Annotated in this window: 20 protein-coding genes and 1 pseudogene; 14 read left to right on the top strand and 7 right to left on the bottom strand. The window is 72.7% G+C overall.

Annotation, left to right across the window (positions count from 1 at the left end; genetic code table 11):
- Nucleotides 1–99 precede the first annotated feature (99 nt).
- The 4 genes from ACYVPE_RS06570 to ACYVPE_RS06585 all read right to left on the bottom strand — a co-directional run bounded on the left by ACYVPE_RS06570 (nt 100) and on the right by ACYVPE_RS06585 (nt 3,885).
- Nucleotides 100–1,707 (bottom strand): amidase, encoded by a 1,608-nt coding sequence (locus tag ACYVPE_RS06570; RefSeq protein WP_461032451.1) that lies wholly within the window; start codon nt 1,705–1,707, stop codon nt 100–102.
- The gene (locus ACYVPE_RS06575) at nt 1,704–2,006 is read right to left on the bottom strand and encodes a hypothetical protein (RefSeq protein WP_461032452.1); all 303 of its coding nucleotides are present in this window, start codon (nt 2,004–2,006) and stop codon (nt 1,704–1,706) included. Before ACYVPE_RS06575 ends, ACYVPE_RS06570 begins: the two co-directional genes overlap by 4 nt.
- A gap of 194 nt (nt 2,007–2,200) precedes the next feature.
- Complete coding sequence (locus ACYVPE_RS06580; protein WP_461032453.1) at nt 2,201–3,322, bottom strand: ferric reductase-like transmembrane domain-containing protein; 1,122 nt, start codon at nt 3,320–3,322, stop codon at nt 2,201–2,203.
- 155 nt (nt 3,323–3,477) lie between these two features.
- Complete coding sequence (locus ACYVPE_RS06585; RefSeq protein ID WP_461032454.1) at nt 3,478–3,885, bottom strand: nuclear transport factor 2 family protein; 408 nt, start codon at nt 3,883–3,885, stop codon at nt 3,478–3,480.
- Nucleotides 3,886–4,003: 118 nt separating this feature from the next.
- On the opposite strand from ACYVPE_RS06585, the gene ACYVPE_RS06590 reads away from it, so the two are divergent.
- Together ACYVPE_RS06590 and ACYVPE_RS06595 are read left to right on the top strand one after the other, a co-directional pair.
- Nucleotides 4,004–4,768, top strand: coding sequence for an MBL fold metallo-hydrolase (locus tag ACYVPE_RS06590; protein WP_461032455.1), 765 nt, complete (start codon nt 4,004–4,006; stop codon nt 4,766–4,768).
- Nucleotides 4,769–4,831: 63 nt separating this feature from the next.
- Nucleotides 4,832–5,203: a DUF488 domain-containing protein gene (locus tag ACYVPE_RS06595; RefSeq protein ID WP_461032456.1), complete on the top strand. Its 372-nt coding sequence runs from the start codon at nt 4,832–4,834 to the stop codon at nt 5,201–5,203.
- Between the two features lie 95 nt (nt 5,204–5,298).
- On the opposite strand, the gene ACYVPE_RS06600 is transcribed toward ACYVPE_RS06595, so the two are convergent.
- Nucleotides 5,299–6,987 (bottom strand): cellulase family glycosylhydrolase, encoded by a 1,689-nt coding sequence (locus ACYVPE_RS06600; RefSeq protein ID WP_461032457.1) that lies wholly within the window; start codon nt 6,985–6,987, stop codon nt 5,299–5,301.
- A gap of 310 nt (nt 6,988–7,297) precedes the next feature.
- Between ACYVPE_RS06600 and ACYVPE_RS06605 the strand changes: the two genes are divergently transcribed.
- From ACYVPE_RS06605 to ACYVPE_RS06635, 7 genes and pseudogenes are all read left to right on the top strand, one after another.
- Nucleotides 7,298–8,578 carry an extracellular solute-binding protein gene (locus tag ACYVPE_RS06605; protein ID WP_461032458.1) on the top strand — a complete coding sequence of 427 codons (1,281 nt, stop codon included), beginning with the start codon at nt 7,298–7,300 and terminating at the stop codon, nt 8,576–8,578.
- Nucleotides 8,579–8,653: 75 nt separating this feature from the next.
- On the top strand, nt 8,654–9,745 hold the full coding sequence (locus ACYVPE_RS06610) for a carbohydrate ABC transporter permease (protein ID WP_461032459.1): 1,092 nt from the start codon (nt 8,654–8,656) through the stop codon (nt 9,743–9,745).
- A complete protein-coding gene (locus ACYVPE_RS06615; protein ID WP_461032460.1) occupies nt 9,742–10,617 on the top strand; it encodes a carbohydrate ABC transporter permease in 876 nt (291 codons plus the stop codon). The genes ACYVPE_RS06610 and ACYVPE_RS06615 overlap by 4 nt, the downstream gene beginning before the upstream one ends.
- A 49-nt stretch (nt 10,618–10,666) precedes the next feature.
- Nucleotides 10,667–11,875: an ROK family protein gene (locus ACYVPE_RS06620; RefSeq protein ID WP_461032461.1), complete on the top strand. Its 1,209-nt coding sequence runs from the start codon at nt 10,667–10,669 to the stop codon at nt 11,873–11,875.
- A gap of 74 nt (nt 11,876–11,949) precedes the next feature.
- Nucleotides 11,950–12,141 (top strand): annotated as a pseudogene (locus tag ACYVPE_RS06625) (IS5/IS1182 family transposase); the annotation flags it as partial.
- A gap of 46 nt (nt 12,142–12,187) precedes the next feature.
- Nucleotides 12,188–12,685, top strand: a complete 498-nt coding sequence (locus ACYVPE_RS06630) for a DinB family protein (protein WP_461032462.1) — start codon at nt 12,188–12,190, stop codon at nt 12,683–12,685.
- Nucleotides 12,686–12,985: 300 nt separating this feature from the next.
- Nucleotides 12,986–13,693, top strand: coding sequence for a uracil-DNA glycosylase (locus ACYVPE_RS06635; RefSeq protein ID WP_461032531.1), 708 nt, complete (start codon nt 12,986–12,988; stop codon nt 13,691–13,693).
- Nucleotides 13,694–13,699: 6 nt separating this feature from the next.
- On the opposite strand, the gene ACYVPE_RS06640 is transcribed toward ACYVPE_RS06635, so the two are convergent.
- Nucleotides 13,700–14,182 (bottom strand): hypothetical protein, encoded by a 483-nt coding sequence (locus ACYVPE_RS06640; RefSeq protein WP_461032463.1) that lies wholly within the window; start codon nt 14,180–14,182, stop codon nt 13,700–13,702.
- Between the two features lie 53 nt (nt 14,183–14,235).
- The gene (locus ACYVPE_RS06645; RefSeq protein WP_461032464.1) at nt 14,236–15,276 is read right to left on the bottom strand and encodes a LacI family DNA-binding transcriptional regulator; all 1,041 of its coding nucleotides are present in this window, start codon (nt 15,274–15,276) and stop codon (nt 14,236–14,238) included.
- A gap of 221 nt (nt 15,277–15,497) precedes the next feature.
- On the opposite strand from ACYVPE_RS06645, the gene ACYVPE_RS06650 reads away from it, so the two are divergent.
- From ACYVPE_RS06650 to ACYVPE_RS06670, 5 genes are read left to right on the top strand one after another with little or no spacing between them, the layout of a single operon-like run.
- Nucleotides 15,498–16,769, top strand: a complete 1,272-nt coding sequence (locus ACYVPE_RS06650; RefSeq protein WP_461032465.1) for an ABC transporter substrate-binding protein — start codon at nt 15,498–15,500, stop codon at nt 16,767–16,769.
- 12 nt (nt 16,770–16,781) lie between these two features.
- A complete protein-coding gene (locus ACYVPE_RS06655; protein WP_461032466.1) occupies nt 16,782–17,717 on the top strand; it encodes a carbohydrate ABC transporter permease in 936 nt (311 codons plus the stop codon).
- An 8-nt stretch (nt 17,718–17,725) separates the two neighbouring features.
- Nucleotides 17,726–18,550 (top strand): carbohydrate ABC transporter permease, encoded by an 825-nt coding sequence (locus ACYVPE_RS06660; protein WP_461032467.1) that lies wholly within the window; start codon nt 17,726–17,728, stop codon nt 18,548–18,550.
- Nucleotides 18,547–20,556: a glycoside hydrolase family 127 protein gene (locus ACYVPE_RS06665; protein WP_461032468.1), complete on the top strand. Its 2,010-nt coding sequence runs from the start codon at nt 18,547–18,549 to the stop codon at nt 20,554–20,556. Before ACYVPE_RS06660 ends, ACYVPE_RS06665 begins: the two co-directional genes overlap by 4 nt.
- A gap of 14 nt (nt 20,557–20,570) precedes the next feature.
- Nucleotides 20,571–24,644, top strand: a complete 4,074-nt coding sequence (locus ACYVPE_RS06670) for an Ig-like domain-containing protein (RefSeq protein ID WP_461032469.1) — start codon at nt 20,571–20,573, stop codon at nt 24,642–24,644.
- The last annotated feature ends 183 nt before the right edge of the window (nt 24,645–24,827 follow it).

A 24,827-nucleotide genomic window follows, 5' to 3' on the forward strand; every position in this document is an offset into this window, starting at 1 on the left:
GAGAGGCTTTGTCAAGACACCCGACCAATAGCGGGCCTGGTGCGGACCTGGCGGATCTCCGGCCGGCCGCCGAGCGGTGGGCCGGAGATCGCCGAGGGCTCAGGCGGAGGTGGCCGCCGCCTCCTCCGCGGTCAGGCGCGGCGCCGCGGTCGCCATGGTGCGCGCCCGCGACGTGGCCGTCGTCGGGTCGGCCGGGCGGCGCGTGTGCCAGTCGGTGACCGCCTGGTAGGCGGCGACCACCTCGAGCAGCCGGTCCTCCTCGTAGGGCTGGCCGCCGAGGATCACCCCGGACGGCACGCCGTTCACGAAGCCGGCGGGGAAGCCGATCTCCGGCAACCCCAGGATGTCGAACGGCACGACGTCGGTCTGGAACACCACGTCGCACTCGCCGAGCACGCTGTCGAAGACCTCCCGCAGCAGGTGGTTCTTGGCCCGCTGCGCGGTGATCCACTCGTCGCCCGACAGCATCAGCCCCTGCAGCCAGGACAGCAGCGAGACGCCGAACTTGCGCGGGTCGTCGCGCAGCCAGTGCCGGAACGGCTCGGTGCGCTCCGCGAGCCGCGCGCTGTTGAACGCGCCGGTGAGCAGGGACCAGTCGTCGGGGTACGCGACGTCGACCAGGGTGACGCCGGGGATGGCGTCCAGCTGGTCGAGGAGCGCCCGGCGCACGTCGGTCGCGGAGTTCAGGAAGTCGGCCGGCACGCCGATCCTGGTGGCCCGGCGCAGCCGGACCCGGCCGCGCGAGGAGACCGGCGTGGCCGACGTCACCAGATCGGGCACGGACGGCAGGCCGAGGGTGCGCGGATCGTCGCCGTCGGGGCCGGCCATCACCGCGAGCATCAGGGCGGCGTCCATCGCGTCCCTGGCCAGCGGTCCTACGTGGTCACGCGTGTAGGAGAGCGGGATCACGCCGTGGACCGAGGCCCGGCCCATGGTGGGCTTCAGGCCGGTGAGGTTCTGCCGGTTGGCGGGCAGCACGATCGATCCGCCGGTCTGGGTGCCGATGGACGACGAGGCGAGACGCCCGGCGACGGCGCAGGCCGGGCCGGTCGAGGAACCGCCGGGATCGGTGGCCGGGTTGTCCGGGGTCCAGGCGTTGACGGTGGTGATCTCGCCGTTGGGCCTGGTCGCCCTGGTGGTGGCCAGCGGCCCCATCTGCCCCTTGCCGAGCACGATGCCACCCGCGCCGGTGAGCCGGGCGACCACGGTGGCGTCGTAGTCGGGGACGAAGTCCTCGAAGACGTAGGAGTTGCAGCGGGTCGGGACGTCCTTGGTGAAGAAGTTGTCCTTGATGCAGAGCGGGATCCCGGACAGCACGCCCCGTGGGCCGCTGCCCCGGTCGGCGGCCCGTGCCGCGGCCCGGGCGGCGTCCGCCGTCACCTCGGCGTACGCCTGGTAGACGGGGTCGTACGCGGTGATCCGGTCCAGGTACGCCTCGATCAGGGTGGCCGAGGTCAGCTTGCGGCGCTTGATCAGCACGGCGGCCTCGGCCAGGGTGGCCTCGGTGGGGTCGCGCCGCGCCTCGTCCCGCACGTCGATGTCCGGCAGCCGGGGTTCGGTCCGGCCGCCGCTCGCCGTGCGTGACGGGGTCACGGCGGCGGGGGTGCTCGCGGCGGCGGGCGCCGCGAAGGCCGCGCCGCCGGCCACGGCCCCGGTGGCCGCGGCGGAACTCGCGAGGAACGTCCGGCGGTTGAGGGCTCTACTCATCGTGTGTCCGCCCCTCCGGTCCAGGCGTCGGTGATCGACGGGTAGAGCAGCGGTGGTGCGGCCTGCTGCGCGTAGGCGGCCGCGGGCCGCCCCTCGACCGGGGGCGACCAGCCCGCGATCGCGACGGGCGACGACGTGACGAACGACCGCAGGGAGCGCAGCGCCTGATCGCGCGTGGGCACGCCGGTCTCCGGGTCCGGCTGCTCGGGCAGCCGCTCCAGGTCGAAGCCGGCCAGGGCGAGTCTCGTTCGTATGTAGGCGTCCACCTGTTCCGAGGTGGGCGGCTGGGGTTGGCTCAACGCATCCTCCGTGGTGCTCGGCGAGGAGTGACTCGGCGTGACTTCATCACCCGTTCATGACCGCCCGATTGAGGCCGCATATCACCATTGTTACCGCTGTTACCGGTGATTCACCGAACGGCCGACTCCGGCCGTCACGCCATGTCACCGGTGGTCGCCGGCCCGCACCCGTGCGGACCGGCGACCGGTGGCCGTCAGCCGGCGGGTTGCGGCAGGTCGGCGGCGCGGTCATCGCCCTCCCGGGACCGCGCGGCGGCCGGCCCCGAGGGGCGGAGGCGGTGGGCGACGGCCACCAGGACCAGGGTCAGCACCAACAGCCCCGTCCAGATGACCCACTGTTCGGGCCAGAGCCCCGCCGAGGCGCCGTCCGGGGTGCGGCCGCCGTCGGTTCCGGAGACGATGACGGCCGCCAGGCCGACGATGGTGGCGACGACGGCGAGCCGTCCTGCGACGCGGACGGTCAGGGGCAGCGACCGCGGTTCCCGGCCGGGCCGGCGCGGCCGCGACGGCAGCCGCAGCCGCTCGCTCGGCCTGGCGGGCGCCAGCAGCCGGAGCAACAGCAGCCCGGCGAGCGGCATCTGCAGCGCCCAGACCAGCGTCCGGAAGGATCCGTCGTACCAGACGTTGGTGCCGTACAGCAGGGTGTGCCAGACGCTGAGCACGTAGACGACGAGGATGAAGCGGTGCAGCGCCCGCCACATGCGGGCGCCCGTCCGCTGCCGCACATAGTAGGCGAGCCCCAGCACGATGCCGAGGTAGAACGCGATCAGCCCCAGGAGGATCGCGATCCGGCCGGTGCCCGAGGGGTATCCGCCGGGCACGAACGCCTCGACGAACGCGGTCCGCACCAGGTCGCCCGCGGCCTGCCCGTCGAAGTTCGCCTGGACCTCGGCGCCGAAGAACGTGACCGCGTGCATGAACATCAGCCCGATGGTCGTCAGGCTGGTGGTGCGGTGCCACTTCTCGACCCGAGCCGCCGACAGCCAGCGCCACGGCGGCAGGCTCCCGGACCTGAGCAGGCCGAAGACGATGGTGACGTAGGCCCACAGCAGACCCGACCAGCCGAACGCCTGGCACAGCCAGTACAGCCAGTACCGGGGCGCGTCGGCGAGGAAGGGCATCACCTCGGTGGTGCCCGAGGTGCCGTTCTCGACCCTGACCCACAACCACCAGAAGACGAGGCCGGTGATCACCAGGGCCAGGCTGGCGTCGGGTACCGCGGCACGGGCGTCGGCCCGGAGGCCGGGCCCGTCGAAGCGCCTGGCGACTCTTCGCCTTCCGGCCGGGGGCACGACGGGTTTCGTGGAGTCGGTCATCGGAGTCCCGTTCTCTCGGAGTGACTTCGCGGCCCAGCCCCCGGTGACGACCTCTCACGTGCTTTTTCCCCGAGACTAATCGCGATGCCGACGGGCCGGAAGACGCGGGAACCCGGCGGTGTGCCGCGCCCTCCGGCCCGTGACCGCCGGGGCGGTCAGGCCGCGGGACGTGAGAAGACGAGCGCGATGTCCGCCTTGTCGAAGCGCCAGCCGGCCGGCGTCCTGGCGGCGGCGCAGACCACCCGCACTCCGGCCTCCCGGTGCGGCGGCCGCCCCTCCCGGTAGAAGTAGACGAGTTGGGTCGCCGAGGCGGACCCCCGGTCGCCTTCGACGGCCACCTCGACGTCACCGTGCAGATGCAGGGTGCGCTCGCCCTCGGGCCGGGACTGGCGCAGGTGGTCGGTCACCGCGTCGATCCCGTTCAGCCGGCCGCCGACGGGCGACCGCACCGTCACGTCGTCGGCGTAGACGGTGTGGGCGTCGTCGTACCGCGCCTCGTCGAGGACGCGGGAGAGCCGGGCGAACAGGCCGGCGATCTCGGCCCGGTCGGTGGTTTCTGACATGACTCGATCCCTTCGTTGGTCATTCCAACATTTACCGCACCGACCATACCCCCAACCCGTTGGCCACGCCAACGATTGCCCTCCTGTCACGCGTTCCAGACCGTGGGAGCCTTGGGGGATGCGCCCCCGCGTGCGAGAGGTCGGGTCGGACACGTTCCTCGTCTCCGGCAGCGACACCAACTGGGTCATCGTCCGGGACGGCGACGCCGCCACCCTGATCGACAGCGGCTATCCGGCGGACCACGACGGGGTGCTGGCCTCGCTGGCCGCCGTCGGGGTGGCGCCCGAGGGGGTGGCCGCGCTGCTGCTGACCCACGCCCACGTCGACCACCTCGGCTCGGCCGAGGCGCTGCGCACCCGGTACGGCACGCCGGTGTTGGCGCACCCTGAGGAGGTGCCGCACGCCAGGCGGGACTTCCTCGACCAGGTGTCGCTCGGCCGGATCGCCGCCCGGGTGTGGCGGCGCGGGGTGGCGCCGTGGGCGGTGCGCGCGATCCGCGCCGGGGCGACGGCCGACGTGGCGGTGGCCGAGCCCCGCCCCTTCCCGGCGCCCGGCCCCCTCGACCTGCCGGGGGCGCCGCTGCCGGTCCACACCCCGGGCCACACCCGCGGCCACTGCTGCTACCTGCTGGCGGACCGCGGCGTCCTGGCCACCGGCGACGCGCTGGTGACCGCGCACCCCACCTCCCGGGTGACGGGACCGCAGCTGCTGCCCGACATGTTCCACGCGGACCGCGCCGGGGCGCTCCGCTCCCTCGCGGCGCTCGAGACGCTGCCCGCGGAGCTGCTGCTGCCCGGCCACGGGCCGGCGCTGCGGGGCGACCCGCGGGCGGCGGTGGCGCGGGCTCGCGAGTCGGCGACACCGCATCGCTACAGTGGGTGACCGTGCGGGCGCGCGGTGTCCCGCCGGCCGGTCGCTCACCGACGAGTCGAGGAGAGGTGTGGCATGACGAAGCGGATCACCTGTCGCAGGGTCTACGAGGACGTCGCGACCGGCGAGGGAAAGCGGGTGCTCGTCGACCGGGTCTGGCCGCGCGGCCTGACCAAGGAGGCCGCCAGGCTCGACGAGTGGCTGCGGGACGTCGCGCCCTCCACCGAGCTGCGCCGCTGGTACGGCCACGACCCGGCGAGGTTCGACGAGTTCCGGCGCCGCTACCTCGCCGAACTGCGCGACGCCGACCACCGCCCGGCGGCCGGCCGGCTGCGCGAGCTGGCCGAGCACGACCGGGTCACCCTGCTGACCGCCACCCGCGACCTCGACCACAGCCAGGCCGCCGTGCTGGCACACTGGCTGGCCGACGGCTCGGCCGAACGCTGACCCACGCCCCACCCGCCCGCGACCGGGCCGCCGCGCTCGCCACCACGCCCTACAGGCCAGGCGGCGAGCGGACGACGGCGGGGTCGGTGCCGCGGTCAGGCCGTGGCGCAGGCGCTGCCGCTGAGGGTGAACGCGGAGGGAACCGCGTTGGTGCCGCCCCGGTTGCCGAGGAAGCCGAGGCTGACGGAACCGGCCGCCGGGATGCTGTTCGTGTACGCGGCGGGGGTCACGCTCACGTTGGCGCCGCTCTGGGTGGCCGTGCCGCCCCACATGTTGCTGATGGTCTGTCCGTTGGCGAACGCGAAGGCGAGGGTCCAGCCGTTGATGGCGGCGGTGCCGGTGTTGCGGATGGTGATCTCGCCCTGGAAGCCGCTGCCCCAGTCGCCCACCACCCGATAGGCGACGGCACAGCTCGCGCCAGGCGTGCCGCCCCCCGAGGTGGTGACCGCGACGGTCGCCGAGCGCGCCGACCGGTTGCCGGCCGCGTCGCGCGCGTAGACCGCGAAGGTGTAGGCGGTGCTCGCGGTCAGTCCGGTGACCGTGACCCGGTTGGTGGTGGAGGTGGCGACCTGGCTCTCGGTGCCGCCGCTCACCCGGACGACGTCGTAGGCGGTGACCCCGACGTTGTCCGTCGAGGCCGTCCAGCCGAGGGTGACCGACGACGACGTCACCCCCGAGGCCGTCGGCGCGCCGGGCGTGGTGGGGGCCTGGGTGTCGCCGGGACCACCGCCACCGCCGAAGATGGTGGCCTCCCTGGACGTCTGGGTGATGCCGTTGACGCCGTTGAAGATGCGCTGGCCCCAGGAGCTGAGCTGGTCGGGGTCGAAGCCGATCGACAGGTCGAGGATCGGATCGGTGTTGCCGCTCCACGACCAGGCCAGGTAGCCGAGCCCCAGTCGTTGGGTGGTGGCCAGGATGGTGTCCTCGTCCGGGTCGCCGTACTGGTCGGGCGGGCCGCCGAACTCGCCGACGACGATGGGCAGTCCGGCGTTGACGAAGGCGTTCAGGTAGTCGTTGATCGACTGGGCGGTGCTGTAGACGCTGTACATGTGGATGGAGAACAGCAGGTTGCCGGTCGGGTCGGCGTCGTAGACGGACTGTGCGTTGGTGCGCATGACGTTCTGCCAGTCCTGACCCCAGTTGGGCGCGTCCACCATGATCGTGTGCTGGAACCCGGCGTTGCGCAGCTTCTGCACGGCGGCGATGGTCGGGGCGGTCCAGCCCGCGGGGTTGGTGTTGCCCCACGGCTCGTTGCCGATGTTGATGATGACGTAGTCCTCCTGGCCGACCAGCACGTCCCGGAGGCCGATCCAGTAGTCCGCCGCGCTGTCGAGGGTGGCCGCCGCGCCCTCCTCGCCGTAGCCGGTGGTGTCGTGCACCTCCAGCACGCAGATCATCCGGTTCTGCTTGCAGAGGTTGATGACGTTGGTGACGTCGGCCGCGTCGTTGCGGGTCCAGCGGTGCCCGTTGGCGAGCACGACGCGCACGGTGTTGGAGCCGTACGCCTTGATGTCGGCGAACGACCCGGTCTGGTTGGTGTACCAGGTGTGGGCGTGGTTGACGCCGCGCATGACGAAGTCGTTGCCGTTGGCCTCCACCAGGCGGCCGTCGCTGATGTGCAGGCCGACGGCCTCCGCGCCCGGCGCCTCGGCCGGCGCGGACGGCGTGGCCCGGGCGGTCTGGCCCAGGCCGAGCAGGCCGAACAGGGTGACCAGCGCGGCCAGTAGGGCGACGAGGGACCTGACCCGCGCCCGCGCGGCCCTCGTGTCGGTTCTCGATCTCACTGCGGCTCCCGAGAGGTGTCGGTCGAGCACGATGGAACCCGGTCGAATGGGAGCGCTCCCAGGTCTCACGGATACACCGTTTCCCCACGCCGTCAAGACCTCCGGGGCCAACGCGCCGCCCCTTGACTGACTTTTGCCACGAAACCCTGCCGCCGAAGGACGCCGTCATCTTCCCCGCGAACCAGGCGCGTTACCTGTATGGACATCACACGACGAGCGGGGTTAGGTTCTGCGCCGAAGCCAATGCCGGCCCGGATCACCGCTGGTGGGCGCTGGCTGAGAACGATCGAACGGGACGGAAGACAACCGCATGCACGGACGGATTCCGCGTCGACTCGCCGCGCTCGCGGCTGTGACGGCGCTGCTCGGCTCCTGTGGCCTCGGCGACGACGACGGCGTCGTCACCCTGGACTTCTGGTGCTGGGGTGATCTCCAGACGGCGCGGGTCGACGCGTTCAACGCCGCCCACCCGGACATCCAGGTCCGCCGCACCGACGCGGGCGGCGGGAACGACTCCGCGACGAAGCTGTTGACCGCCAGCCGGGCCGGCAACGCCCCGGACGTCACCTGCGTCGAGTACCAGACGATCCCGGCGCTCGTGGTGTCGGACGTGCTGGCGGACATCGCCGACCACGTCGACGGCCTCGCTGACGAGTTCACCGACGAGACCTGGCAACTCACCAGCTTCGAGGGGCAGGTCTTCGGCGTCCCCGACGACGTCGGGCCGATGGTGCTGCTCTACAACCGGGCCAGGTTCGAGGAGTTGGGCCTCGCGGTACCGGCCACCTGGGAGGAGTTCGCCGAGGTCGCGGCGGAGGCCAGGGAGCGCGACCCCGACACCTATGTCGCCACCTTCTCGCCCACCGAGTTCGGCAACTTCGCGGGGCTCGCGCAGCAGGGCGGCGCCACCTGGTGGGAGGTCGACGACCGCCGGTGGACGGTCGGCATCGACGACGAGGCGTCCCAGCGCGTCGCCGGCTACTGGCAGGACCTGATCGAGCGGGACCTGGTGAACGCCGAGCCGCTGCTGACGCCCGAGTGGAACAACCGGGTCAACCGCGGCGAGGTGCTGACCTGGCCGGCGGGCCTGTGGTCGCCCTCGGTGATCTACGGGATCGCGGAGGGGCAGGCCGGCGACTGGGCCATCGCGCCGCTGCCGCACTGGGAGGGCGAGTCCGACGCGGTGGCGTTCCAGGGCGGTTCGGCGCTCAGCGTCACCAACGACGCCGAGGACGTCGCGGCCGCCGTCGAGTTCGTCAGCTGGATGGAGACGGCCGCCGAGTCGACCGACGTGCAGATCACCGGCGGCCAGTACCCGGCCTCGCTGAGCGGCCAGGAGGCCGCGGTGCTCAGCGATCCGCCGACGCTGACCGCGGGGCAGGAGGACTACTGGGACGTGGCGACGGCGGCCGCCAGGAACACCGTGCCGCACATCCAGTGGGGGCCGAACGTCACCACCGCCAACGACGCCTACGCCGACGCCTTCTCCGCCGCGATCCGCGACGGGACGCCGCTGACCGACGCGCTCGCCCGCACCCAGCGGGAGGTCGTCGCGGAGATGGAACGCGTCGGCTTCCCCGTCACGGGCTGAGCCCCGCCGCCGACCGACGCGACGCGCCGGTAGCCACGATCCCGTTCCTTCACCAGCCCGGAGGGCACCACCCGTATGTCAGAAACCACCTCAGGCCCCGCGTCAGGCCCGGCGGCGGGCTCCGCAGCAGCCGCCCCATCGGGCCCCGACTCGGAGGCGATCGCGCCGGCCAGCGGGTCGGCCCCCGCGCCCGACTCCGGATCGGGCACCGGCGCACGCGGCGCCCCGCCACCGCGGGCCGGCGGCGCCAGGCGCGTCCGCGGCCAGCGTGGCCTCGGCGGGTTCCTCGCGCCCTACGTGTTCCTCACGCCGGCGCTCGCGCTCTTCGTCGCCTTCCTCGCGATCCCGGTGGGCTACGCGCTGTACCTCAGCGTCCAGGGGCTGCGGATCGTCGACGAGGGCGTGTTCGGCACCCGGAGCGAGGTGTTCGTCGGGTTCGCCAACTACGCCGACATCCTCACCGACTCCACGTTCTGGGCCGGGTTCGGGCGGATGGCGCTCTACGGGGTGATCGGAGTGCCGCTCACCCTGGGCGCGGCCCTGCTGTTCGCGCTGCTGCTCGACTACGGCGGCGCGCGGGCCCGCCGGTTCTCGCGGGCCGCGATCTTCCTCCCCTACGCGGTGCCCGGCGTCGTCGCCTCGCTGCTCTGGGGCTTCATGTACCTGCCGTCGACCAGCCCGTTCAGCCATGTCACGGAGGGGTTGGGGCTCGGCGTGATCCCGTTCCTGGACGGCGGGGGGCTCTATCCCTCGCTGGCCAACGTCGCCATCTGGGGCGGCATCGGCTTCAACATGATCATCATCTACACCGCGTTGCGCGGTATACCGCCGGAGTTGGCCGACGCGGCGCGGATCGATGGCTGCTCCGAGTGGCGGCTGGCCCTGCGGATCAAGGTGCCGCTGGTCGCCCCCGCCCTCGTGCTGACCGGTCTTTTCTCGCTGATCGGCACGCTCCAGGTCTACGGCGAGCCGACGATGCTGAAGCCGATGACCATCGAGATCTCCGAGACATGGGTGCCGTTGATGCACATCTACCGGGACGGGTTCATCCGGGACGACCTGCCGATGGCGGCGGCCGGTTCGATTGTCCTGGCCGTCGGCACGCTGGTGTTGTCGCTCGTGCTGCTGCGGGTCGCCCAGCGCCGTACCTTCGGAGGGGCCCAGTGAGCGCGTCGACCACCGGGGCGCGACGCCCCGGGCTCCTTCCGCACCAGCGGGCCAGGCTGCTGCCGACCGTGGTGCTGCTGATCGGGGCGTTCTACTGTCTGGTGCCGGTGGCGTGGATCGTCGTCGCGGCCACCAAGTCGAACACCGAGCTGTTCTCGACCTTCACCTTCAGCCCAGGCACCGGGCTGCTCGACAACCTGCGCGAGCTGTTCACCTACCAGGACGGGGCGTTCGGGCGGTGGGCGCTCAACAGCCTGCTGTACGCGGGGCTCGGCTCGCTGCTGTGCACGCTGATCTCGACCGTCGCCGGATACGCCTTCTCGCGCTACGAGTTCCCCGGCCGCACGGTGCTCTTCTACCTGATACTCGCCGGGGTGCTGCTGCCCGGCATGCTGCTGGCGATCCCGCAGTACATCATCATGACCAAGATCGACATGGTGGGCAGCTACTGGTCGGTCCTGCTGCCCGGGCTGATCTCGCCGTTCGCGATCTATCTCGCCCGGGTCTACGCCGACGCGGCGGTCCCGCTGTCGACGATCGAGTCGGCGCGGATGGACGGCGCGAGCGAGTACCGGATCTTCGGGACCATCGCGCTGCCGATGATGCTGCCGGGGATGGTCACGATCTTCATGCTCCAGTTCGTCGGGGCCTGGAACAACTTCCTGCTGCCGTACGTGATGCTCTCGGACGAGAGCAGGTTCCCGATCAACGTCGGCCTGTACACGCTGCTGTCCAAGGGTTCTGGCGAGCCGTCCCTCTACAGCCTGGCGATCGTGGGCACCGCCGTCTCCGTCCTGCCGCTGATCGCGCTGCTGCTGTTCCTCCAGCGGTTCTGGCGACTCGACATGATCAGCGGGGGGTTGAAGGGATGAGCGGGTACTCGGGTGAGGCCGGCGGGCGGGCGCTCCTATCCTTCGTCTCGTGAGCGGTCTTGATCGGGTGAACGGCGGTCGGTACGGAGACGGGCGGGGGCCGACGTCGGCCATCGACGCCTGGCGGGCGGCGCCGCGGCCCGCGCGCCCGGTGCTGCGCGAGCTGGTGATCCATGGGCCGCAGTCCCGCACCGACCTGGCCCGCCGGCTCGGTCTCTCGTCGGGGAGCCTGACCCGGCTGACCAAGCCGCTGGTGGAGTCGGGCCTGGTGGTCGAGCGGGACGTCAGGCACGACCCGGTCAACGGCCGCCCGACCCGCCCGCTGGAGGTCGTCGCCGACCGGCTGCTGTTCCTCGGGCTGAAGCTGACGCCGGACCGGGTCCACGCCACGCTCACCACGCTGCGGGCCGAGGTGGTGGCGCGGGAGAGCGCCCCGCTGACGGCGCCGAGCCCGGAGGAGGTGGTGGCGGAGGCGGGCCGGCTCGCCGACCTGCTGACGGCGGCCGGCGGCCCGGCGGTCGCCGCGGGCGTCACCTTCGGCGGCGACGGGACGGTCCCGGCGCTGGTGGAGGAGAGCGAGCTGGTCGACTCCGGCATCCTGGGCTGGCAGCGGGTGCCGATCCGCCGGCTGATGGCGGAGCGGCTGGGCGTTCCGTGCTTCGTGAAGAACGACGTGGCGGCGCTGGCCCACTCCTACTCCTGGTTCGGGGAGGCGCGCGGCGTCCAGGACTTCGCGGTGGTCACGGCCGGGGACGGGGTGGGCTACGCGCTGTTCGTCCACGGCCGGGCGATGCGGATGACGGAGGCCGACGTCGGCGAGTTCGGGCACCAGATCCTGGACCCCGGCGGCCCCATGTGCCCGGCCGGGCACCGCGGCTGCGCCTCCTCGTACGTGACGACGCGCTCGATCCTGATGACCGCGGCCCAGGGCATGCGGCGCTTCCCCACCTACCGGGAGGTGCTGCGGCTGGCGGCGGACGGCGACCCGGTCTGCCGGGAGGCGGTGCGGCAGGCGGCGTGGGCGCTGGGCGCGATGATCGCCAACGTGGTCAACGGCACCACCGTGAAACGGGTGTTCCTGGCCGGCGAGGGCGCGGACGTGGCCCGCGGCTGGCGCGCCGACCTCGACGCCGGCCTGGCGGCCCGCCGCCGGGACACCACGGGCGTCGAGCTCTCGGTGCGGGCCCACGACTTCCACGACTGGGCACGCGGCGCGGCGGTGGTGGCCATCCGGGCCCACGTCTCGGACGCCGGCTGACGCGGCACCGGCCGGTGCGCCGGATCGTGGGCGGATTTACGCGACGAGGGCCGCCGGCACGACGCTGCGGGCTGATCGCCCGACGCGGCGTCGCACGCTGTTCCGGACTGGGCAAGGTGCGCTGGGTCGATGAGCGCGCATTCGCCTGGCCGCACCGGTTCAAGCGCCTCCGTACCCGCTACGAGCGGCGCGCCGACCTCCACCACGGCCTCCTCGAACTCGCCTGTGGCGTCATCTGCCTCCGACGACTCCGAACGGCATCTTGAAACGCTCAGTGAACCGGCGTCAGTGGGGCCGCATAGGGTCCGGCCCATGGCTGACACTGAACTGACGACGCTACTCGGCGTCCTGAACAGCAAGCGCAAGCACGTCCTGGGCATCTTGGAAGGCCTGGACGAGGAGGCACTGCGGCGCCCGGTTCTACCGTCCGGCTGGACATGCCTTGGGCTGGTGCACCATCTCGCTCTGGACGACGAGAAGTTCTGGTTCCGCGCGGTTGCCGCCGGGGAGCAAGCAGCGATCGAAGAGATCCTCGGGTCCGGGGAGAACGCGTGGCAGCCCGCACCGGAGAAGACGGCCGAGGAGGTCTTCGCTCTCTACCGCAAGGAAGGGGAGCTCGCCGACACCTTCCTTGCCGGCGCCGACCTGGAGGCGGCCCCGAGCTGGTGGCCGGACTTCTTCGGTAACTGGCGCCTCGACAACCTGCGCGAGGTCATCCTGCACGTGATCACCGAGACCGCCACCCACGCCGGCCACTTGGACGCCGTGCGCGAACTCATCGACGGCAGGCAGAGGTTGGTTCTCCCTTGACGGGCAAGCCACTCCGCTGTGCCCACCAAGATCGTCGAACGCGAGGTCCAGAGCTCAACTCGTTCTGAAAGACCCCTGCCCTTGGCACCCCAGCCGCCGGGCCACCGTCGGCGTCGAGGTCTCGGTGCGGGCCCACGACTTCCAGGACTGGGCGCGCGGCGCGGCGGTGGTGGGCATCCGGGCCCATGTCTCGGATACCTGCTGGCCGGTCCGCCGTATCGGACGGCCGCCGGGCCATGATGGGCGGCGGACGAGAGGAGCCCTGCGGTGGTATGGGAGCCGGAGCGGGTGGCGGCCGGGATGCGGTCGGTGGAGGAGTTGGACGAGACGATCGCCGGGTGCCGGGCCTGCCCCCGTCTGGTGGCGTGGCGGGAGGAGACGGCCCGGGTGAAGCGGTCGGCGTTCCGGGACTGGGAGTACTGGGGCCGGCCGGTGCCGGGCTTCGGCCCGGCGGACGCGGCGATGCTGCTCGTCGGCCTGGCCCCGGCGGCGCACGGCGGGAACCGCACAGGCCGGATGTTCACCGGGGACCGCGCGGGCGACGTGCTGTTCCGGGCCCTGTACGACGTGGGCCTCGCCGACCGCCCGGTCGCCACGCACCGGGGTGACGGGATGACGCTGCGCGGGGTGCGGATGACGGCCCCGGTGCACTGTGCCCCGCCGGCCAACCGGCCGACGGTGACCGAACGCGACACCTGCCGCGCCTGGTTGGCGAACGAGCTGCGGCTGTTGCGTCCCACGCTGCGCTCGGTGGTGGTGCTCGGCGGCTTCGGCTGGCAGGCGGCCTGGCCCGCCCTGGCGGCGGCCGGCCGCCCGGCGCCCAGGCCGCGCCCGAAGTTCGGCCACGGCGTGCGGGTCGCGCTGCCGGCCGTGCCGGAGGTCGGCGGCCCGTTGGAGGTGTTCGGCTGCTACCACGTGAGCCAGCAGAACACCTTCACCGGGCGGTTGACCCCGGCGATGGTCCGGGAGGTGCTGACGGCGGCGGCGGAGTCGGCCGGCCTGCGGTGACGGTGGTCAGCCGACGCCGGAGAAATCCATGCTGAGGATCCGGTCGGTCGCCAGGTCCATCGACGCCTGCCAGGCGCATGAGCCGAAGTCGCTCGCGACAGCGTAGGTCCAGTCGCTCTCCCAGTCGGTCTGCCACCCGTCGTCGCAGATGCCGTTCGCCCGGAGCTCGCGGCGGCCGTCCTCTCCGGTCAGCAGGGTGTACTGCCGCTGGTAGCCCTCGTCGACGGCGATGGTCTCCAGCCCGCTCAGCCCCAGGAACTCCGCCGTCGGCGGCAGCACTTCCTCGAACCGCTCGACGTCGGAAACCTCCGGCAGGCTGGACTCCGCCGGCGTGCCGTCCCGCAGCCCCATCGGCTCCGTCTCCAGCAGCACGCCGCGCCAGCCCTCCCCCTCGACCCGGACGGCCTCGGCGCCCTCGCCGCCACAGGCCGTCAGCAGGGCGCCGGCCAGCAGGGCGGCGCCGATCGCGGTACGAGTCCCCCGTCTCATGTCGATCGGACGACGGCGAACCGCGTCCGGTTCCCGGGCGGTCGGTGGCCCGGTCAGGAGAGCGGCGCGGTGGACTCGCGGATCACCAGGCGGCTGGGGATCGTCTCGACGCCCGCGCGTGGCTGGCCCTCGATGGCGGCGAAGAGGGCCTGCGCCGCGGTGCGGCCGACCTGTTCGAGGTTGAGGTCGACGCTGGTCAGCGGGGGGCGGGAGCCCGAGGCGAGGATCTCCCAGTTGTCGAAGCCCAGGACGGCGACGTCCTCGGGGATCCGCCGGCCGCGCTCGCGGGCGGTCTCGACGACGCCGCGGGCGATCTGGTCGCTGCCGCACACGATGGCGTCCAGCGTGGGGTGCCGGTCGAGGAGCATGCCGGCGGCGGCCCGCCCCCATCCCTCGGACCAGTTGCCGAACAGGATCTCGCCGACCGGCGGCAGTCCGGCGTCCGCCAGGGCGGCGGCCGCGCCCTCGGCGCGCTCCGTGGCCGCCGCGTATCCGGGGTCGCCCGAGACATGGGCGATCCGGGAGCGGCCGCAGGCCAGCAGGTGCGCGACGGCCAGCCGGCCGGCGCCGACGCTGTCCGGCACGATCGAGAGGTCGGCCGGGTCGAGCGAGGGCGCGTAGGCGTAGACGACGGGCACCGGGAGGTCGCGGCCGAGTGACGGCCTGGGGTCGGTGCGGCTGCCGACCACGATCAGGCCGTCGACGCGCCGACCGAGTAGCGCCTGGACGTGGTGCTGTTCGCGGAGCGCGTCGCCCCTGGCGTCGCAGAGGAAGACGGCGACCCGGCCGACGCCGAAGGCGTCCTCGGCGCCCATCAGGATGGGGATGCTGAACCGCCCCTCCAGGTCGCCGGTGAGCAGTCCTACGGTGCCGGTGCGGCCGACCGGGAGGCCGCGGGCCAGTGGGTTGGGGTGGAAGGCGAGCCGCTCGGCGGCCTCGATGACCCGCGCCCTGGTCTCGGCCCGCACCTGGCTGCGCCCGTTGAGCGCCTTGGAGGCGGTGGCCAGCGAGACGCCGGCCAGCCGGGCGACGTCGCTGAGCTTGGCGGCCGGCGGCCGCCCGTGCGGCGACGGGCGGTCCGGTGGCTGTGCCATTGCCTGTCCCCTCCCGCCTGTCACGACGGCCGCGCGCCGTGCCCCGGGCCGAGTGTAGCCGAGGGCCGGACCACTGACCGAAAGTCGTTTCGGTCCGGGGACCTTCGGCGTCCTTCAGCGTCCGGCCCGCCCAAATCCCGTCTCGGCAGGATGGATTGACGGGGCATCGATCCGCCTCTACCTTCCGCCCGAAAGCGTTTTCGGCACAGAGGAGTCAGACCATGGGAAAGGCTGTGTCCGGCATCGCCGCGGCGCTCGTCGTCGCCGGCCTGCTCACCGCGTGCGGGGGCGGCGGGAGCGGGGCCGCCGGCACCGGGGACCCGGAGGGGGTGGACGACGGCGCCACGCTGACGATGTGGACCCGGGCGGCCACCGGACCGCAGAGCGAGGCGCTGGTCGAGGCGTACAACGCCTCCCACGAGAACACCATCGAGCTGACCGTGGTGCCGACCGACGACTACCAGGCCAAGATCGGGGCCGCCGCCGGCTCCGGTGAACTCCCCGACCTGTTCGCCTCCGACGTGGTCTTCGTGCCCAACTACACGTCGAGCGGCCTGTACGCCGACCTGACCGAGCGCATCGAGGCGCTGCCCTTCGCCGACGACCTGGCCCGCTCGCACCTCGACGCCGGCACCTGGGAGGGCGCCAGCTACGTGGTGCCGCACACCCTCGACCTGTCCGTGCTGTTCTACAACCGCGAGCTCTACCGGCAGGCAGGACTCGACCCCGACCGGCCGCCGACCACCCTGGCGGAGTGGGACGAGCAGGCCAGGGCGGTCGACGCGCTGGGCGGCGACGTCGACGGCACCTTCTTCGGCGGGAACTGCGGCGGCTGCGGCGTCTTCACCTGGTGGCCGTCGATCTGGGCCGCCGGCGCCGAGGTGATGAACGAGGACGGCACCGAGGCCGACCTCGACTCGGACGTCGCCCGCGCGGTCTACGACACCTACCGCGGCTGGGCCGCCGACGGCATCGCCGCCCCGGGCACCAGGGAAGAGACCGGCACCACCTGGACCGGGGTCTTCCCCGAGGGGCGGATCGGCGTCATGCCGATGCCCTCCACCACCCTCGGCCTGATGCCGGACGACCTCGACTTCGGGGTGGCGCCCATCCCAGGCCCGGACGGCGGCGCCAGCACCTTCGTCGGCGGCGACGCGATCGGCGTCGCGGCCACCAGCGACTCCCCCGACCAGGCCTGGCACTTCCTGCGCTGGTCGCTGAGCGACGAGGCGCAGTTGGACGTCGTGGCCGCCGGCGGCGACGTCGTCGCCCGCACCGACCTGGCCGCCAACGAGTACTCGGCGGCCGACCCCCGGATGGTCACGATCAACGAGCTGGTGGCCGAGGGCCGCACGCCGTACTCGCTGCGCTTCGGCCAGACCTTCAACGACCCCAACGGCCCCTGGCTGGCGCTGATGCGGGACGCCGCGTTCGGCGACGGCGGGTCGCTCGAGTCGGACAACCAGGCCGTCAGCGACTCGCTGAGCGACTGAGGCCGGCGAAGGATGAGGAGAGCCACCGAGGTCACCGAGGCCACCGCGCCCAGGGCCCGCGCTCGCGGGCCCTGGTGGCGGTCCCGTGCCGCCCAGGGCGTCGCCTACGCCGCGCCAACCGCCGTCTTCGTCGCCGTCTTCTTCGTGGTGCCGCTGCTGCTCGTGGGCCGGATGTCGGCCAGCGAGTGGCCGCTGCTCGCCGGCGACCGCGGCCTCAACCTGCCGGACAACTACACCGACGTGGCGGACAACCAACTGTTCTGGCCGGCCGTCAGGTTCACGCTGCTGTACACCGCGATCGTCACGGGGGCGCTGCTCGGGCTCGCGCTGCTGCTGGCGCTGCTGGTGCAGGAGGCGCGCCCGGGCGTCGGCTTCCTGCGCACCGCCTACTTCCTGCCGAGCGTGCTCGGGCTCGCCTCGGCCTCGCTGCTGTTCTGGGGCCTGTACAGCCCGTCGATCGGCCCGATCGGCCCGCTGCTCGAACGGCTGGGTCTTGTGGACGGGCCGGTGTCCTTCCTGGGTGGTTCCGACTCGGCGCTGGCCTCCACGGTGTTCCTCGTGGTGTGGAAGTTCGCCGGCTTCTACATGCTGATCCTGCTGGTCGGCCTGCAACGGATCCCGGCGGAGGTGTACGAGGCGGCGCGGATCGACGGCGCCAGCCGCGGCCAGATCTTCCGCGCCGTCACGCTGCCGCTGCTGCGCCCCTCGCTGGCGCTGACGCTGATCCTCTGCGTCACCGGCTCGCTGCTCGCGTTCGACCAGTTCTTCATCCTCACCAAGGGCGGCCCGGACAACAGCACCGTCACCGTGGTCCAGCTCATCTACCGGGAGGCGTTCCAGCGGCTCGACCTCGGCACGGCCGCGGCGCTCTCGATGCTGGTGCTGGTGGTCCTGCTGGTGCTGAACGCCCTCCAGTTCCGCGGCCTGCGCCGCCCCGACGAGATGTGAGGCGAGGGATGACACTCGGCCGCGCCTGGGGGCGCACCCCCTACTACGTGCTCGCCGGTGGACTGGCGATCATCTTCCTGTTCCCGATGGTGTGGACGGCCTGGGCCTCGGTGGCCGGCCAGCCGGGCACCGCGCAGGAGGCGGGCTTCGGCCTCGGCAACTACCGCAGGCTGCTGGAGTACGACGCGGGCCTGTGGCGCTACCTGGCGAACAGCACCGTCGTCTCGGTGCTCACCGTGGCGCTGACGCTCGGGGTGTCGCTGCTCGGCGGCTACGCCTTCGCCCGGTTCGACTTCCCCGGCAAGAACGTGCTGTTCCTGCTCACCCTGGCCATCCTGATGGTGCCCTACGCCACGCTGCTGATCCCGCTGTACGTGCTGCTCGGCGAACTCGGCCTGCAGAACTCGTTCGTCGGGCTGAGCCTGGTGCTGGCGATGTACCAACTGCCGTTCGCCACCTTCATGATGCGGATCAGCTTCGAGGCGGTGCCGCGGGAGCTCGAGGAGTCCGCGCTGATGGACGGCTGCGGCACCTTCGGGGCGCTGCGGCGGATCCTGCTGCCGGCCGTCGTGCCCGGGCTGATCACGGTGGGGCTGTTCGCGTTCCTGGCCGCCTGGAACGACTTCATCGCCCCGCTGATCCTGATCAGCGACGGCGACAAGGCCCCGCTGCCGCTGGCGGTGGCGAACCTGCGGCAGCAGAGCATGGGCGCCGTCGACTACGGGGTCACGGAGGCCGGGGTGGTGGTGCTCGCGCTGCCCTGCCTGGTGCTTTTCCTGCTGCTGCAACGCCACTACCTGCGGGGGTTCATGTCCGGGGCGTTGAAGGGATGACCGACGTGAGGACCGTGACCGTGAGTTCGCCTGTGCTGCCCACCGCGGGCCGGCTGCGCCCGCTGTCGCTCGCCGACGTGCGGATCACCGGCGGCTTCTGGGGCCGCGGGCAGGACGTCAACGCGCGGGCGTCGCTCGGGCACTGCCTGCGGTGGCTGGGGCGGGAGGGCTGGCTGGACAACTTCCGGGCGGCGGTCGAGGGCCGGATCGCCGGGGACCGGCGCGGCCGTGAGTTCGCCGACTCCGAGGCGTACAAGCTGCTGGAGGCCGCCGCCTGGGAGCGGGCCAGGCCGGGCGGCGTCCCGCCGGCGGACGCCGCCGGGGTGGCGGCGCTGGTGGCGGCCGCCCAGGAGCCGGACGGCTATCTGGGCACGGCCTTCGGCCGGGCGGGACAGGCCGCGCGCTACAGCGACCTGGAGTGGGGGCACGAGCTGTACTGCGCCGGCCACCTGATCCAGGCGGGGGTGGCCCAGGCCAGGTCGGGCGGCGGGCCGCTGGTCGAGGTCGCCCGCCGGCTGGCCGACCACGTCTGCGACACGTTCGGCGCGGACGCTCCTGGCCCCGGCCTGTGCGGCCATCCGGAGATCGAGCCGGCCCTGGTGGAGCTGGCCAGGCAGACCGGCGAGCAGCGCTATCTGGACCAGGCGGCGCTGTTCCTCGACCGGCGCGGCCACGGCGCCCTGCGCCGTGCCGAGTTCGGCGCCGGCTACTTCCAGGACGACGTGCCGGTCCGGGCGGCCACGGTGTTCCGCGGCCACGCGGTGCGCGCGCTCTACCTGGCGGCCGGCGCGGTGGACGTGGCGGTGGAGACCGGCGACGACGAGCTGCTCGCGGCGGTCGTCCGCCAGTGGGAGGCGACGGTGGCGCGCCGCACCTATCTCACCGGCGGGATGGGCTCGCGGCACCTGGACGAGTCGTTCGGCGAGGACTTCCAGCTGCCGCCCGACCGCGGCTACTGCGAGACCTGTGCCGGCGTGGCCTCCGTGATGCTGGCCTGGCGGCTGCTGCTCGCCACCGGGCAGCCGCGCTTCGCCGATCTAGCCGAGCGCACCCTGTTCAACGTCGTCGCGGCCTCGCCGGCCGAGGACGGCCGGTCGTTCTTCTACACCAACACCCTGCACCAGCGGAGCCGTTCGGCGGCCCCCGACCCGGAGGCGGCCAGTCCGCGGGCCGTCTCGGGGCTGCGCGCGCCGTGGTTCGCGGTCTCCTGCTGCCCGACCAACGTGGCCAGGCTGCTGGCCAGCCTCGGCGGCTATCTGGCGACCACCGACGGGACGGGGGTGCAGCTGCACCAGTACGCGGACGCCGAGCTGACCGCCGAACTCCCCGACGGCCGCCGGCTCTGCCTGCGGGTCGCCACCGGCTACCCGGCCGACGGCACGGTGTCGGTCCTGGTCACCGAGGCGCCCGGCGGCCCGCTCACCCTCACCCTCCGGGTGCCCGGGTGGGCCGGCGCGGGGGCGGTGCTCACCGAACCCGACGGCGTGAGCCGGCCGGTGGCCCCCGGGGTCGCCGCCGTCACCCGGGACTTCCGCCCCGGGGACGAGGTGCGGCTCGCGCTGCCCATGGCGCCCCGCTGGGTGGCGCCCGATCCGAGGATCGACGCGGTGCGCGGCACGCTGGCCGTGGAACGGGGCCCGCTGGTGCTGTGCGCCGAGTCGGTCGACCTGCCGGCGGGCCACGAGGTCGACGCGCTGCGCGTCGATCCCCGGGTCCCGCCGGCCGACGAGAACGGCCGGGTCGTGGTCCGGGCCGAACTGGCCGGCGCCGCGGACCTGACCTGGCCCTATCCCCCGCACCAGGGGCCCGACGCACCACGGGCCCCCGCCGGGGACGGCTTCCTGGCCGTCCTCGTGCCCTACCACTCCTGGGCCAACCGAGGCCCCTCCACCATGCGGGTCTGGCTGCCGGCCGGGGACCCCGACCGAGGAGGTACGCGATGCGTTTCCGGCACCGAAGAGGGCACCGCAGAGGGCACCGCAGAGGGCGACGCGGCGCGGTCCTGACCGCCGCCCTCGTCATGGCGTTGACGCTGAATCCGGCCGGCGTCCCGCCGGCCGCCGCGGACAACGACGCGATCGGCTACCCGGAGTTCGGCGGCTCGGCCGAGCCGGTGCCCGAGCTGTCCGAGGGGTTCGCCGTCACCGGCACCCTCCAGGCGCAGTACGAGGCGGACCTGGCCGCCGGCGACGGCACCAGCTTCTGGATGGACCGGATGCTGGCCAGGCGCGGCGCCGATCCGGCGGGCGACTGGCTGTTCACCCGGGGCCGTGCCGTCTTCATGAAGGAACACGACCCGTCGCGGCTCGGGTTCGGGGGGAGCGTCGCCTACTGGGAGAGCATCGACAACCGCGCCGCCTACACGATCACCCTGAACGCCGGCGGTCAGGACGTCCGGCTCGCCGAGGACGTCGGCCAGCGGGTCCAGACGCCCAGTTACTGGCGGAGCGAGTTCACCGGCGGTGGACTGCGGGTGGTGCAGACGAAGTTCATCACCGAGGCCAACGTGGTGGTGACCAACCTCCAGGTGACCAACACCGGTTCGGCCGCCAGGCAGGTCGGGGTGCGGGCCGTCTCGCCCTACGCCACCACGGCCGAGGGCGCGGAGCTGACCGGCACCGTGCCGGCCCGCAACAACCTCACCACGCTCTATCCGCGGCTGTCGGGCGACGGCCTGTCCCCGGGCGGCGGGGCGCTGACCGGCACGCTGAACCTGCCGGCCGGCGGCTCGGCCACCACGAAGGTGCAACTGGGCTTCGTCACCGACGAGATCGCCGACTCTCGGACCGGGTACGAGGCGGTCGGCGACGCCTCGCCGGCGGCCGCGTTCGCCGAGCACGTGCGGCACTACAACCGCTGGTGGGTGGAGAACCTGCCGTACATCGACATCCCGGACGACAACATCGAGAAGACGCTGTACTACCGCTGGTGGCTGCTGCGTTACAACTACCTCGACGCCGACATCCCGGGCAGCGACTACCAGTTCCCCACCTCGATGGAGGGGGTGCTGGGCTACAACAACGCCATCGTGCTGACGATCGGCATGTTCGTCGACGATCTCAAGTACCTGCGGGATCCGGCCTACTCGTACGGGCCCTGGGTGTCGGCCGGCGAGGTGTCGCGCAACGACCGCTACACCGACAACCCGGGTGACCCGGAGAACTGGTCGAACAGTTACACCCAGTACCTCTCGGAGTCTGCCTGGGACTCCTACCAGGTGCACGGCGGGCCCGAGGGCGTGGTGCGGAACCTCGCCCAGTACGCGGCGGCCGACGTGCGCGGCCAGCTCGACGCCTACGACACGGACGGCAACGGCCTGATCGAGTACGACTGGGGCGCGATGACCGGCAACGACGCCGACGCGGTGTCGTTCGACTGGCGTGCGGGCAACCTGGACCGCGCCGAGTCCGCCTATGTCTACAGCAACGCGCTGGCCGCCGCCGACGCCTACGCGCAGCTCGGCGAGGACGCGGCGGAGGACGAGATGCGGGCGGTCGCCGAGCGGGTGCGGGACGGCGTGCTCGAGTACCTGTGGAACGACGAGGAGCGCCTGATCCAGCACCGGCACGTCGCCTCCGGCGACCTGGTGCCGTGGAAGGAGATCAACAACTACTACCCGTACTCGGTCGGCCTGATGCCGACGCCCGACGAGGACCCGCGGTACCTGGAGGCGCTGCGGCTGTGGGAGGACGCCGACGAGTACCCCGTCTTCCCGTTCTTCACGGCCAACCAGGCCGACAAGCGGGAGGCCGCCCAGCAGGGCCACCCGGGCAGCAACAACTTCTCCGTCATCAACTCCACGGTGACGTTCCGCTTCCTGGCCTCGGTGCTGCGCAACTACCCGAGCGAGTACATCGACGAGGACTGGTACGCCAGGCTGCTCTCCTGGAACGCCTGGGCGCACTACATCGACGGCGACAACAACTGGCCCGACCAGAACGAGTTCTGGGCCGACGGCAGCGCCGACCCGCAGGACATCGGCTACCGCTCGTGGATCCACCACACCATCCTCGGCACCACCAACTGGACGGTGATCGAGGACGCGATGGGGTTCCAGCCGCGCTCCGACGACCTGATCGAGCTGTGGCCGATCGACATCGACTGGCCGTCGTTCGCGGTCACCGACATCAACTACCGCGGCACGGACCTGGCCGTGGTGTGGGACGAGCCGGGTGACGGCGACCGCCCGTACGGCACCGCGGTGCCCGAGGGCTACTCCGTCTTCCTCGACGGCGAACGCGCCTTCACCGTGGACTCGTTGACCCACCTGGTGTACGACCCGGAGACCGGCGAGGTGACGTTCCCCGAGGGCGGCGGCGAGGTGATCGCCGCCACCACCGCCACGCTCGCCGCCCCCGGCGAGGTGGTCTTCGACGCGGACGACCGGGTCACCGACGTGTTCGCCAAGGCCGGGCGGGACGTGACCGTCTCCGAGGAGGCCCCCAACCTGGCGGAGGGCGCCACGGTCAGCGCCTCGCACCAGGCGTCTGGCCGGCCGGCCTCGGCGGCCGTGGACGGCTTCACCATCAACGAGCCGTTCTGGGGCGCCGCCGGCTCCGGCGACCCGGAGGACTGGCTGGCGTTGGACTTCGGCGAGCCGGTCGACGTCGACACGGTGCGGCTCCACTTCGCCAGCGACAAACGCGCCGGCGGCTACGCGGAACCCGCGATGTACACCGTCCAGTACCGGGACGGCGGTCAGTGGCGGGACGTGGCGTCGGCGGTGCGCGCCCCGAGGGTGCCGCGCGCCAACCTCAACGAGGTGCGCTTCGACGAGGTGACGACCACCGGGCTCCGGGTGCTCATGACGCACCGGCCAGGGCACAGCGGCGGGCTCAAGGAGATCCAGGCGTTCGCCACCGGGGCCGGCGGCGCGGACGTGCCCAACGAGCCGCCGGGGATCAGGGCCTGGCAGGACCCCGGGTACGCCATGGCGGGCGCGGCCCGGCTGGTCGGCGTGGTGAAGGACGACGCGCGTCCGTCCAGGAGCCTGACCACCCGCTGGGACGTGGTGTCGGCGCCGACGGACGGAGTGGCGATCTTCGAGGACCAGACGGCGGCGACGACGGTGGCGCGGTTCTCGGTGGCCGGCGCCTACCGGCTGCGGCTCACCGCCGACGACGGGGAGCGCCGGTCGACGAGCGATGTGGTGGTGACCGCGGACGGCGCGGCCGCCGGCCGGGTCAACGTGGCCCCGGCGGCGACCCCGAGCGCCTCCTACACCTCGGGCTGGGAGTCCCTCGCGGCGGTGAACGACGGCCGGGAGCCGACCTCCTCGGGTGACAGCCCGCGGTGGGGCACCTGGCCGCAGAAGGGCACCCAGTGGGTGGAGTACCGGTGGCCAGAACCGGTGCGCGTCGACGGCTCCGACATGTACTTCTTCCGCGACGCCCAACCGGGCGCCGCGGACGGCGTCGGCGTGCCGCGGTCGTGGGTGATCGAGTGGTGGGACGGCTCGGCCTGGCGGCAGGTGAGCGAGCCGACCGGCTACGGCACGGCGGAGAACGCGTACAACGCCACCGGCTTCGAACCGGTGACCACCACCCGGCTGCGGGCCGTGCTCACCGGCCATCCCAACCTGGCGCTCGGCGTCCAGGAGTGGAAGGTGTACGCCCAGGCGCCCGAGGAGATCCGCCCCGTGCACGTGCCGACCTCCCCGGGCGTGGTGCCCGAACTGCCCGAGCGGGTCACGCTGGTGTACCCGGACGGCACCACCGCGGGGGCCGCCGTCCAGTGGCAGGCGCTCACCGAGGAGCAGGTCTCCCAGGGCGGCACCAGCGTGCGGGTGGCCGGCCTGACGGAGTCGCCGCCGCTGACCGTCTCGGCCACCGTCTGGGTGCGGGTCACCGGGGCGGTGGAGATCACCAGCGTCGCCGAGGAGCGGCTGCGCACCCTGGCCGGGGTGGCGCCAGAACTGCCGGAGACGGTGACCGCGACCTACAACGACGGCTCCCGGGACAGCGCCGTGCCGGTCGACTGGGACGCGATCCCGCCCGACCGCTACGCCCGCCCCGGCACCTTCACGGTCGCCGGCGCGGTGGCCGGCACCGGCATCGAGGCGACCGCCACCGTGACGGTGCTCGCCGGCACCTGACAACACTGGCACCTGACGCGCCACCGCCACCCCGCCGCGGGCGATTACGGCCCCCGGCGGGGTGGTACGGCAAGGAGCCTGTGCACCAGACGTGACCACCCGCCGGAATTCTTGAAATCCTGCGGAGGTCGCACATCAAAAAACCCCATCCTCCATGACAGCTGAATTTACGGCGAATTCACC

This window comes from Streptomyces mayteni, from assembly GCF_054783955.1.